Below are 11,896 nucleotides of genomic sequence, written 5' to 3'. Positions count from 1 at the left end.
AGGGGGGACCCTGTGGGAGAGTAGGACGCCGCCGAACAAATATTGAGGGAAAACCCCCGCATCGGAAGATGCGGGGGTTTTCTGCGTTCAGGGACTTTCGTGCGGCGGGGCGACATCATTGCGCCCCGCCATTCACAGACGTCCCGCTGCTTTCAGTTCGAGATAGGCGTCGGCCAGTGCCGGCGGCAGTTCTTCCGGTGTCGCGTCGACGACCGTCACACCGTGGCGGCGGAGCTGGTCCGCGGTGCGGCGGCGTTCCGCCTGGGCCTGCGCTGCCGCCGCGGCCTCGTAGACGCCCTCGGTGGTTCCGCGGGCTCGCGCCATGCGCGAGATATAAGGGTCCGCCACCGAGGCCACGAGGACCGTGTGCCGCTGAGTCAGCAGCGGAAGGACAGGGAGCAGGCCTTCCTCGACCGGTGCCGCGTCGAGCGTCGTGAACAACACGATGAGGGAACGCCGAGGTGCTGAACGGAGTGCCGTGGCCGCGAGACCGCGCCCGTCCGTTTCCAGGAGCTCCGGCTCCAGGTTCGCCATCCCGTTGACCAAGGCCGGCAGAAGGTCTCCCGCCGTTCTGCCCTGGACCAGGGCGCGTACCCGGCGGTCGTAGGCGAGGAGGTCGACGCGGTCGCCGGCGCGGGAGGCCAGGGCGGCCAGGAGCAGCGCGGCGTCCATCGACGCGTCGAGGCGCGGGGCGTCGCCCACGCGGCCCGCGGACGTCCGGCCGGTGTCGAGGACGAGCAGGATGTGCCGATCGCGTTCGGGACGCCAGGTGCGTACGGCCACGGACGACTGGCGGGCTGTCGCGCGCCAGTCGATGGAACGGGTGTCGTCACCGGGAACGTACTCGCGCAGGCTGTCGAACTCCGTGCCCTCTCCGCGGGTCAGCACGCTGGTCCGGCCGTCGAGTTCGCGCAGGCGCGACAGCTTGGACGGGAGGTGCTTGCGGCTGGTGAACGGGGGCAGGACGCGTACGGTCCAGGGCACCTGGTGCGTGCCCTGACGGGCGAAGAGGCCCAGCGGACCGTAGGAGCGGATGGTGACGCGGTCCGCCCGGCGGTCGCCGCGGCGAGTGGGCCGCAGGCGTGTCGTCACGCGGCGGCGCTCACCGGCCGGCACCGTCAGACGGTGCCGGGACGCCTCCGTCTCCGTTCCCCGCTGCCAACTGCTCGGAGGCCACGCGTCCCGCAGGTGTGCGCGGAGCGGCCGCCGGGACGGGTTGGTGACCGTCAGGGTGACGTCCGCGGTGTCGCCCAGGCGCGTGGAGGTGTCGCCGGAGCGGGACAGGAGCAGACGCCGCACCGGGGCGGCCAGGGCGAAGTCGCAGGCGCAGGCCGCCGCCAGCGGGGCGTTGACCGCGAGGATGCCCGTCCAGCTCGGCTCCCAGATGCCGACGGGGACGGAGCCCAGGGCCGCGATGAGCGCGGCGCGTCCGGTGAGTGCCATCAGCGCGGGACGGGGACGTGGGCGAGGATCGCGTTGATGACGGAGTCGGCGGTCACGCCCTCCATCTCGGCCTCCGGACGGAGCTGGACGCGATGGCGGAGGGTGGGAAGGGCGAGGGCCTTCACGTCGTCGGGGGTGACGTAGTCGCGGCCGGTCAGCCAGGCCCACGCACGTGACGTCGACAGCAGGGCCGTGGCGCCGCGCGGGGAGACGCCGAGGGTGAGGGACGGCGAGTCGCGGGTGGCCCGGCAGATGTCCACCACGTAGGCCGTGATCTCCGGGTGCACCGTCGTCCTGGCGACCTCGGCGCGGGCCGCTTCCAGGTCGGCGGCGCTCGCCACGGGGCGTACACCGGCGGCGCGCAGGTCGCGCGGGTCGAAGCCCGCGGCGTGGCGGGACAGGACGTCGATCTCGTCCTGGCGGGAGGGGAGCGGGACGGTGAGCTTGAGGAGGAAGCGGTCCAACTGGGCCTCGGGCAGGGGGTAGGTGCCCTCGTACTCGACCGGGTTCTGGGTGGCCGCGACCAGGAAGGGCTCGGGGAGCGGCCGCGGGGTGCCGTCGACCGTGACCTGGCGTTCCTCCATGGCCTCCAGGAGGGACGACTGGGTCTTCGGGGGCGTGCGGTTGATCTCGTCGGCGAGGAGCAGGTTGGTGAAGACGGGGCCGGGCTGGAAGGAGAACTCGGCGGTGCGGGCGTCGTAGACGAGGGAGCCGGTCACGTCGCTCGGCATCAGGTCGGGGGTGAACTGGACGCGCTTGGTGTCCAGCTCCGTGGCCGCGGCGAGGGAGCGGACGAGGAGGGTTTTGGCGACTCCGGGGACGCCTTCGAGGAGGACGTGGCCGCGGCACAGGAGCGCTACGACGAGGCCGGTGACGGCGGCGTCCTGGCCGACCACGGCCTTGGCGATCTCGGCGCGCAGGGCCTCCAGGGAGGCGCGGGCGTTGCCCGGGTCCCCGGTCCGCCCGGCGTTGTCAGTGGTCGGGTCCATCATGGACGGCGTACCTCTCTTTCGAGGGCGTCGAGGTGGTCGGCGAGGGCGATGAGTGCCGCGTCGTCGCCGGGCGGCGGGCCGAAGAGGAGGGCGTGCAGGGGCTGTCCGTCGCCGTGGAGGTGGGCGGAGAGCGCAGGGAGGAGGGCCTCGGGCGCGTGCGCCTGGGCGACGGGGACGCCTACGAGGGGGGCGAGGCGGGTGCGGGTGGCGGAGCGAAGAGCGGCGGCCGCGCGGTCACGGGCGTCGGCCTTGCGGTAGAGGCGGGCGCGGCCCTCGGTGGTCTCGGAGGCGCGGATCGCGACGGGGAGTGCCTCGGGCACCAGGGGGCCGAGCCGGCGTGCCCGCCACAGGGCGGCGAGCGCCGCGGCGACGAAGAGCTGGAGCGTGCCCCAGAGCCAGCCGGAGGGGAGCAGGTCGAAGAAGCCGCGTTCCTCGTCCGGGGCGACGGCGTCGTCGGACAGGGAGGGGAGGTACCAGACCAGGTGGGGGCGGGAGCCGAGGAGTTGCAGGGCGAGCGAGGCGTTGCCGTGCTCGCTGAGGCGGTTGTTGGCGAGGATGTCGGGCGAGCCGAGGACGATCGTGTCACCGGAGGCCGCTTCGCCGGGCGTTCGCGTGGCCTGCTCGGGGACGCGGAGCAGGGTGGCCAGGCGCCGGCTCGGGTAGCAGGCGTCGGCCCGCGGGTCGCTGCTGCTGTAGCGCAGGCCTCCCGTGTCGGCGTCGCCCGCGCGGAGGGCGGTGGGGAAGTCGCAGGCGGGGGACAGTGTCGAGTCGCGGCCGCGGACGGGGTCGACGGTGACGCCGGGGGCGAGTCGTTCCACGGAGGAGTCGCCGGGGGCCACGAGGACGGTGCGTCCGCCGGAGCCGGCGGTGGCGGCGCGCAGTTCGGTCTGCCGGCGCTCGGTCAGCAGGTCGGGGACGGCGACCAGGAGGGTGGTGTCCGGGCCGGTCGAGGCGCGGGCGTCGGCCAGGGTGGTGACCACGCGGGTGGACACGCCGTGGTCGGCGAGGAGTTCGGCGACGGCGCGGCTGCCGTAGGGGTCGGCGGAGCGCGGGTCGAGCGCGCCGTGCCGGGCGTCGGAGCGGACGACGGCGATCGCCACGGCGCCGGCGAGCAGCAGGACGAGCGCGAGGGCGATGCCTCGGGTGCGGGTCCACCACTGGCGGGCGGTGGGCGAGGCCGAGGTGGTGGGGAGCGTGGCCTCGGTGGTCATCCGGCGGCTCCCGGGCGGGTGTTCGGGGCGTGGGCGCCGGCCAGGTCCGGCTTGCCGCGTTCCAGGTCGCGGTCGAGGTCGGTCAGGCGCCGGTACGTCTGCTCGGTGCCGGGCCGGCCGCCGTATGCGACGTCGTCGAAGTCCCGGGCCGCGGCGCGCAGCCGGTCGCTGTGGGCGGGCAGGGCGCGGCCGGCCTCCGCGGCCGCCTCGTCGGCGGTGCGGCCGGGGCGGATGTCGAGGAGGGCGCGCTCCTCCAGGGAGCGGACGACGGCCCGCATGCGTTCCTGGACGGCCTGGTTCCAGTGGCCCTGGGCGGCGTGCGCCTCGGCGGCGGCGCGGTGGTCGGCGGCGCTGCGCGGGCGGTCGTCGAACAGGGCGGGTGCCGAGACCGGCCGGCGGCGCGGGGTGCCGAGGCGCCACCAGAGCGCGCCGAGCACCGCCACGACGGCCAGGACGATGACGATCAGGCCGAGCATCCCCCCGGGGGTCGCGGTGGAAGCGGCGCTGAACAGGTCGCCGATCCAGTTCCAGAGGGCGTCCAGGGCCCGCTGGAACCAGCCGGGGTCGTTCTCGTGGTACATGCCCTTGGTCAGCTCGCGCCGAGCCGCCTCCCGGGCGGGGTCGCGCGGGACCGTCACCGGCGGTTCGTCGCCGGAGTGCGCCAGGGACCTTGCGGAAACGTCGCCGACGCGCAGCGACGTCCGTACGGCGGCGCGTGGCAGCACCTCCGTGAGAACTCCCCCCGCCGGGCTCACCGCATCAGCCCCCCGGGACGGCGCCGGGGGCGCCGGGGTCCTGGAGGCCGGCGGCCCGGGCCAGTTCGAGGTCGAGGGCCTCGCGGCGGATGCGCTGGTCGATGTAGAGGAGCACCGTGACGCCCGCCGTGATCGGGAAGGTGATCATGGATCCGATCACCGCGCCGATGCCGCTGATGACGAGGAAGGCCCAGCCGAGGTCGCCGCTGCCCTGGAGGAAGCCGTTGACGCCGCCGCCGTCGACGGTGGTGGCGAGGAAGGCGAAGGGGAGCACGATGATCGACGCGACGACGTTGGCGATGACCGTCGCGAGGAGCTGGATGCCGAAGACGCGCCACCAGGAGCCGCGGACCAGCTTGGCGGAGCGGGCCATCGCCTTCTTGATGCCCTGCTTCTCCAGCATCAGCGCGGGGGAGGCCAGGGAGAAGCGGACCATGAGCCAGACGGCGACGACGCCGCCCGCCATGAACCCCAGGGCGGTCAGGGCGACGCCGGCCTCGCCGCCCACCGTCGCGGCGACGAGCAGACCGGGCACCATGCCGGCCACGAGGAGGGCGGCGACGATGAGGAGGAGCAGCACGATCAGGCCGAACAGCCTCACCGTCCGCGGGCGGGCGTCCCGCCAGGCCTCGCCCGTGGTCACCCGCCTGCCGAGCACGGCGCGGCTGGTGACGGTGGTCAGCAGGGCCGTGGCCAGGACGGTGCCGATCAGGGAGATCAGGAAGACGACGCCGGAGTTGATCGTGCTCTCGGTGAGCGCGTCGCCGAGTTCGCCGAGGGTGGCGTCGGGGTCGCTGAGGACGTCGGAGCCGGTGTTCTCCAGGACGAAGCCCCGGAGCAGCACGACGACGACCTCGGTGAAGATCGCGACCGTCAGCGAGATGCCGAGGACCGTGCGCCAGTGGGTGCGCATGGTGGAGACGGCGCCGTCGAGGATCTCGCCGACGCCGAGCGGGCGGAGCGGAATCACGCCGGGCTTGGCCGCGGGCGGGGGGCCTCCCCAGCCGCCGCCCCAGCCCCCGTGTCCGCCGGGGCGGCCGTAGCCGCCGCCTTGGCCGCCGTATCCGCCCGGGCCGCCTGGGGTGCCCGGGGGCGGGGCGCCCCAGCCGGTGCGGGGCGGTGGGGGAGACGGGGCCTGTCCGGGGGCGCCGGGCGTCGACCACTGGCCGGGGGGCGGCTGCTCCTTGGACCACTTCGTGCCGGGGCTCGCAGGTTCCGTGTCCGGCCGGTCCGCGGGCTGGTCGGGGCCGGACGTGCCGGGCTCCCGCCCGTCGGACGGGGCGGATCCGGGCGAGGTCCAGCCCGGAGTGTCGTTCATCGTCGCTCCTTCACGGTGCCCGTCCGCGTTCGCGGCGGCGGGTTGGCAGCCATCGTGCCATGGGGCGGGCTGCTGTGGACCGGGCGAGGTGGGGGCGGTGCCCCTTCAATGGTCCGCCGGAATGGGGGCAGACTGACCGCATGGCTGATCAGTACGCGCGAAGCGGCGAGGACAAGCGGCCGACCGGAATATCCGCCCTCCGCTGGGAGGAACCACCCGAGGGCCCGGTGCTGGTCCTCCTGGACCAGACGAGGCTGCCCTCCGAGGAGGTCGAGCTGGTCTGCACGGACCCGTCCGCGCTCGTGGACGCGATCCGCGCCCTGGCCGTGCGCGGTGCGCCGCTGCTCGGCATCGCCGGCGCCTACGGCGTCGCGCTCGCCGCCGTCCGCGGCTTCGACGTGGAGGAGGCCGCCGCCGCGCTGGCCGGGGCCCGCCCCACCGCGGTCAACCTCGCCTACGGCGTGCGCCGGGCGCAGGACGCCCACCGGGAGGCGCTGGCCGGGACCGGCGACGCCCGGCAGGCCGCCGCGGCGGCGCTGGCCGAGGCGCGGGCCCTGCACCGGGAGGACGCCGAGGCCAGCGTCCGCATGGCCGGGCACGGGCTGGCGCTGCTGGACGAGCTGCTGCCCGCCGGCGGGCACCGCGTCCTCACGCACTGCAATACGGGCTCGCTGGTGTCGGGCGGGGAGGGGACGGCGTTCGCGGTGGCGCTCGCCGCGCACCGGGCCGGACGGCTCAGGCGCCTGTGGGTGGACGAGACCCGTCCGCTGCTGCAGGGCGCCCGGCTGACGGCGTACGAGGCGGCACGCCACGACATGCCGTACACCCTGCTCACCGACAACGCGGCCGGCTCGCTCTTCGCGGCGGGCGAGGTGGACGCGGTGCTGATCGGTGCCGACCGGATCGCGGCCGACGGGTCGGTGGCGAACAAGGTGGGGAGCTATCCGCTCGCGGTGCTGGCGCGGTATCACCACGTGCCGTTCATCGTGGTGGCGCCGGTGACGACGGTGGACGAGGCCACGCCGGACGGGGCGTCCGTCGAGGTCGAGCAGCGCCCCGGCCACGAGGTGACCGAGGTGGCCGCTCCGCAGGCGCCGGTGACCGGAGCGGGCGGCGGGATCCCGGTCGCGCCGCTCGGGACGCAGGCGTACAACCCGGCCTTCGACGTGACGCCGCCCGAGCTGGTGACGGCGATCGTCACCGAGGAGGGTGTGGTCTCGCCGGTGACCGGCGAGGGTGTCGCCGAGCTGTGCGCCAGGAAGCGCCGGGCGGCGGCCGGCTGACCGGGTTCCCGGGACCGTTTCGGCGGCCGGTGTGCCGCGGGCGGGCGCCTAGCGCTGCGTAGTGCCGTGCGGACGCCCCGTGAGAGGGCGCCGGGGGCGGGGCTGGCGGTGGTGGAGCGGGGCAGACAGTGACCGCTCGGTACGACTATCGTCACAGGCCAGTGACCTCGCTCACCAGCACGTCTGCCGCCGTTACGAGAATGGGATGATGTCGTTTATGAAGGGACGAGTCCTTGTCGTCGACGACGACACCGCACTGGCCGAGATGCTCGGCATTGTGCTGCGTGGTGAGGGTTTTGAGCCGTCTTTCGTAGCCGACGGCGACAAGGCGCTGGCCGCCTTCCGTGAGACCAAGCCCGACCTGGTGCTGCTCGACCTCATGCTCCCCGGCCGGGACGGCATCGAGGTCTGCCGCCTGATCCGGGCGGAGTCCGGCGTACCGATCGTGATGCTGACGGCCAAGAGCGACACCGTGGACGTGGTCGTGGGCCTGGAGTCGGGCGCCGACGACTACATCGTGAAGCCGTTCAAGCCCAAGGAACTGGTGGCCCGCATCCGGGCGCGGCTGCGCAGGTCGGAGGAGCCGGCGCCGGAGCAGCTCGCCATAGGCGACCTGGTCATCGACGTGGCCGGGCACTCCGTGAAGCGGGACGGGCAGTCGATCGCGCTGACGCCGCTGGAGTTCGACCTGCTGGTCGCCCTGGCCCGCAAGCCGTGGCAGGTGTTCACGCGCGAGGTGCTCCTGGAGCAGGTCTGGGGCTACCGGCACGCGGCCGACACCCGGCTGGTCAACGTGCATGTGCAGCGGCTGCGCTCCAAGGTCGAGAAGGACCCGGAGAAGCCGGAGATCGTGGTGACCGTTCGTGGCGTCGGTTACAAGGCCGGACCGAGCTGACATGAGCAAGGACAGTGCCGCCACGGCGCCCGGCCGGTCCGGGGACCGCGCGGGGCGGCCTGTCGGCCACAGGCCCGCGCGCTCCCGCTGGGCCCGCCTGCTGGAAGGCGGGCTCCTCAACGGCGGGGTGCAGGGCAGCCCGGTGCTCCGTCTGTTCGTGCGCTGGGTGCGCCGGCCGCTGCTGCCCGTCATGCGGCTGTGGCGGCGCAACATCCAGCTCAAGATCGTCGTCACCACGCTGCTGATGTCGCTCGGCGTGGTGCTGCTGCTCGGCTTCGTCGTCATCGGACAGGTCCGCAACGGCCTGCTGGACGCCAAGGTGAAGGCGTCGCAGAGCCAGGCCACCGGAGGTTTCGCGGTGGCCAAGCAGAAGGCCGAGGAGACGGCGAGCACGAACGGCGACGAAGGCGCCTCCGTGGACGGCCGTCCGCCGCAGAACGTCATCCAGTGGATGAGCGATCTCGTGAAGTCCCTCTCCAGCGGCGGCCAGGGCGCCTTCGACGTGGTCACCCTCCCGATGGGCGGGGAAAGCGGCAGCGGGCGCGGTCCGCGCGCCTCCGGCCTGGTCAACTGGTCGGCCAGCGTCCCCGAGGAGCTTCGGGAGCGGATCGACGGCGACCCCGCGGCGGCCCAGAGCTACACGCGGATCGTCTACGACTCCGACCAGGCGTCCCAGCCGGGCCTGGTCATCGGCAAGCAGGTCAACGACCCCAACGGCGAGCCGTACCAGCTCTACTACCTCTTCCCGCTGACGCAGGAGGAGAAGTCGCTCAGCCTCGTCAAGGGCACGCTGGCGACCGCGGGGCTGTTCGTCGTCGTCCTCCTCGGGGCCATCGCCTGGCTGGTGGTGCGCCAGGTCGTCACCCCGGTGCGGATGGCCGCGAGCATCGCCGAGCGGCTGTCCGCCGGGCGGCTCCAGGAGCGGATGAAGGTCACCGGCGAGGACGACATCGCGCGGCTCGGCGAGGCCTTCAACAAGATGGCGCAGAACCTCCAGCTCAAGATCAGCCAGCTCGAGGACCTGTCGCGGATGCAGCGGCGGTTCGTCTCCGACGTCTCGCACGAGCTGCGCACCCCGCTGACGACCGTGCGGATGGCGGCCGACGTCATCCACGACGCGCGCGTGGACTTCGATCCGGTGACCGCGCGGTCGGCGGAACTGCTCGCGGACCAGCTCGACCGGTTCGAGACGCTGCTCGCGGACCTGCTGGAGATCAGCCGCTTCGACGCCGGCGCCGCGGCCCTGGAGGCCGAGCCGATAGACCTCCGCGAGGTCGTACGGCGGGTCGTCAGCGGGGCCGAGCCGCTCGCCGAGCGCAAGGGCACGCGGATTCGTGTCGTCGGCGACCAGCAGCCCGTCGTCGCCGAGGCGGACGCCCGGCGTGTCGAGCGGGTGCTGCGCAACCTCGTCGTCAACGCCGTCGAGCACGGGGAGGGCAAGGACGTCGTCGTCCGGCTCGCCGCGGCCGGCGGCGCGGTCGCCGTCGCGGTGCGCGACTACGGCGTCGGGCTCAAGCCCGGCGAGGCGACCCGCGTGTTCAGCCGCTTCTGGCGGGCCGACCCGGCACGCGCGCGCACCACCGGCGGTACCGGGCTCGGACTGTCCATCGCCCTGGAGGACGCGCGGCTGCACGGCGGCTGGTTGCAGGCCTGGGGCGAGCCGGGCGGCGGTTCGCAGTTCCGGCTGACGCTGCCGAGGACCGCGGACGAGCCGCTGAGGGGTTCGCCGATACCGCTGGAGCCGTCTGACTCGCGGCGCAATCGAGGGCTGAACGAGGCGGGGGAATCCGGCCGGCCGCAGGGCACCGGCAAGGCGGCCACGGTCCCGGCGCAGACGGCGTCGGGTCAGGCGTCGGCGGGGCCCGCGCGGGATCCGATACCGCGCCCGGCACCGACCGCCACCGCCGATCCCACGGCGCTGCCCGGCAACGGCGCGCGCGTGGTGCCGCGGCCCGTCTCGGGCGCCCGGAAACAGGACGGCGGGCCCGCGCCGGAGGCGGCCGGCCGCCCCGACGCCGGGCCGGAGGAACAGCGCAGGCAAGGGGAGGCATTTCGTGGGCGCTGACCGCGAGGGGAGCGGCCGGCGCACGCCGACGCGCGCGGTGACGTACGCGGTCTGCGGCGTCGTACTGCTGGCGGGGTGTGCGTCCATGCCCGACCGGGGGGATCTGCGCGGCGTGGAGTCCACGCCCCGGCAGGACCCGCAGGTGCGGGTGTTCGCCATGCCGCCGGCCGAGGACGCTTCGCCGTCGGAGATCGTGCAGGGCTTTCTGGAAGCGCTGACCAGCAACGATCCGCACTACGAGACGGCGCGCAAGTATCTGACGGGCGACGCGGCGAAGACCTGGCGGCCGGAGCGGTCCACGACGGTCCTCGCGGGCGGGCCCGGCACCGAGTCCGACCACTCGGCGAGCCGCGAGGACGCCAACGACTACTCGGTCACCCTGACCGGCACCCGTGTCGCCACCGTGGACGCGCAGCAGTCGTACGCGCCCGCTAGCGGCCGGTACCGCGAGCCGGTGCACCTGAGCCGGGACCCCAAGACCCGGCAGTGGCGCATCGACGTCCTGCCGCAGGGCGTCATCATGGGCAAGTCGGACTTCCAGCGCACCTACATGTCCGTCAACAAGTACTACTTCGCCTCCGACACGGTCCCGAAGACCGGGGCCGGTACGAGCGCGCAGCCGGCGGCCGTCGCCGATCCCGTCTATGTGCGGCGGCTCGTGGATCCGTTGACGCAGGTGGTCCGCTCGCTGATCAGCGGGCCGACGAGCCTGCTGGGGCCGGTGGTCAGGTCCGGCTTCCCGACCGGTACGGCGCTGGCGGACGGCACCGACTCGCTGGCGCCCGACGACCGGGACAAGCTGACCGTGCCGCTGAACGCCCGGGCCCGCGGGGTCGGTTCGGACAGGTGCGACGAGATGGCGGCCCAGCTCCTGTTCACCCTGCAGAGCCTCACTCCCGCGGTGGACGAGGTGGAGCTGACCTCGGGTGGCAAGAGGCTGTGCTCGCTCTCCGAGGAGCGGGCCGAGACGGTCGCGTGGCGCGGTTCGGCGCAGCGGCCCGACTACCTGTACTTCGTGGACGCCGAGCACCGGCTGGTGCGGATCGCCGCGGGCAGCAACGGCACCCGCCCCGAACCCGTGCCCGGCGCGCTGGGCGAGGGGACGACCGCGCTGAGGTCGGTGGCGGTCTCGCGCGACGAGCACAGCGCGGCCGGTATCGGCTTCGACTCCAAGTCGCTGTACGTGGGTTCGCTGGTGCCGGGCGGCTCGCTGGGGGAGCCCCTGCTGGTCAGCGCGGGCAAGACGGAGGCGGAGCGGCTGACGTCGCCGAGCTGGGACGCGCAGGGCGACCTGTGGATCGCCGACCGGAACCCGGCCGATCCCCGGCTGCTGCTGCTGAAGGACGGCGCGGGCGTGCCGGTGCCCGTGCGGATCCCGGGGCTGGACGGCCGGGTGCAGTCCGTGCGGGTCGCGGCCGACGGGGTGCGGATCGCGCTGGTCGTCGAGAAGGACGGCAAGCGGTCGCTGCTCATCGGGCGGGTCGAACGCGACGGGCGGGCCGAGGAGCGGCCCACGGTCACCGTCGTCGAACTGCGCTCGGCCACACCCGAGCTGGAGGAGGTCACGGCCATGTCCTGGGCCGGTGACAGCCGGCTGGTGGTGGTGGGGCGGGAGAGCGGGGGCGTCCAGCAGATCGGGTACGTCCAGGTCGACGGCTCCACACCGGAGGCGTCGGTGCCGGCCGCGCTGACCGGGGTGAAGGAGATCGCCGCGACCGAGGACGAGCGGCTGCCGCTGGTGGCGTACTCGGAGGACCTGATCGTGCGGCTGCCGTCGGGTATGCAGTGGCAGAAGGTGACGGAGGGGACGGCGCCGGTCTATCCGGGGTGAGGCGAGGGGCACGCCGGTACGCGCGTCACCCGTGCGGGTGATGCCGGTCGGCCCCGGCGCGGAGTTGTCCCCAGGGGGTGCCGGGGGGCTTTTCCACAGGCCT

9 protein-coding genes are annotated in these 11,896 nt (G+C 74.0%); 4 read left to right on the top strand and 5 right to left on the bottom strand.

Annotation, left to right across the window (positions count from 1 at the left end):
• Positions 1 to 132: 132 nt before the first annotated feature.
• The 5 genes from ACH499_RS29680 to ACH499_RS29660 are packed head-to-tail and all read right to left on the bottom strand — an operon-like array spanning position 133 to position 5,719.
• Positions 133 to 1,443 carry a DUF58 domain-containing protein gene (locus tag ACH499_RS29680; protein WP_399019598.1) on the bottom strand — a complete coding sequence of 437 codons (1,311 nt, stop codon included), beginning with the start codon at positions 1,441 to 1,443 and terminating at the stop codon, positions 133 to 135.
• Complete coding sequence (locus ACH499_RS29675) at positions 1,443 to 2,432, bottom strand: MoxR family ATPase (protein ID WP_356207170.1); 990 nt, start codon at positions 2,430 to 2,432, stop codon at positions 1,443 to 1,445. Before ACH499_RS29675 ends, ACH499_RS29680 begins: the two co-directional genes overlap by 1 nt.
• Entirely contained in the window at positions 2,432 to 3,646 is a 1,215-nt protein-coding gene (locus ACH499_RS29670; RefSeq protein ID WP_399019596.1) for a DUF4350 domain-containing protein, read from the bottom strand. The genes ACH499_RS29675 and ACH499_RS29670 overlap by 1 nt, the downstream gene beginning before the upstream one ends.
• Entirely contained in the window at positions 3,643 to 4,401 is a 759-nt protein-coding gene (locus ACH499_RS29665; RefSeq protein WP_399019594.1) for a DUF4129 domain-containing protein, read from the bottom strand. Before ACH499_RS29665 ends, ACH499_RS29670 begins: the two co-directional genes overlap by 4 nt.
• A 4-nt stretch (positions 4,402 to 4,405) precedes the next feature.
• Positions 4,406 to 5,719, bottom strand: coding sequence for a glycerophosphoryl diester phosphodiesterase membrane domain-containing protein (locus tag ACH499_RS29660; protein ID WP_399019592.1), 1,314 nt, complete (start codon positions 5,717 to 5,719; stop codon positions 4,406 to 4,408).
• A 140-nt stretch (positions 5,720 to 5,859) separates the two neighbouring features.
• Between ACH499_RS29660 and mtnA the strand changes: the two genes are divergently transcribed.
• The 4 genes from mtnA to ACH499_RS29640 all read left to right on the top strand — a co-directional run bounded on the left by mtnA (position 5,860) and on the right by ACH499_RS29640 (position 11,793).
• Positions 5,860 to 7,002, top strand: coding sequence for an S-methyl-5-thioribose-1-phosphate isomerase (mtnA, locus tag ACH499_RS29655; RefSeq protein WP_356207180.1), 1,143 nt, complete (start codon positions 5,860 to 5,862; stop codon positions 7,000 to 7,002).
• A gap of 205 nt (positions 7,003 to 7,207) precedes the next feature.
• The gene (gene mtrA, locus ACH499_RS29650) at positions 7,208 to 7,897 is read left to right on the top strand and encodes a two-component system response regulator MtrA (RefSeq protein ID WP_003975799.1); all 690 of its coding nucleotides are present in this window, start codon (positions 7,208 to 7,210) and stop codon (positions 7,895 to 7,897) included.
• A gap of 1 nt (position 7,898) precedes the next feature.
• Positions 7,899 to 9,962 carry an MtrAB system histidine kinase MtrB gene (mtrB, locus tag ACH499_RS29645; protein WP_399019590.1) on the top strand — a complete coding sequence of 688 codons (2,064 nt, stop codon included), beginning with the start codon at positions 7,899 to 7,901 and terminating at the stop codon, positions 9,960 to 9,962.
• On the top strand, positions 9,952 to 11,793 hold the full coding sequence (locus ACH499_RS29640) for an LpqB family beta-propeller domain-containing protein (protein ID WP_399019588.1): 1,842 nt from the start codon (positions 9,952 to 9,954) through the stop codon (positions 11,791 to 11,793). Before mtrB ends, ACH499_RS29640 begins: the two co-directional genes overlap by 11 nt.
• The last annotated feature ends 103 nt before the right edge of the window (positions 11,794 to 11,896 follow it).

The sequence above is a fragment of the Streptomyces sp. NPDC018947 genome, from assembly GCF_044390505.1.
Taxonomy (GTDB): Bacteria; Actinomycetota; Actinomycetes; order Streptomycetales; family Streptomycetaceae; genus Streptomyces.
Note: the sequence above shows the minus strand (reverse complement) of the source record. Positions and strands in the feature narration are given on the sequence as shown.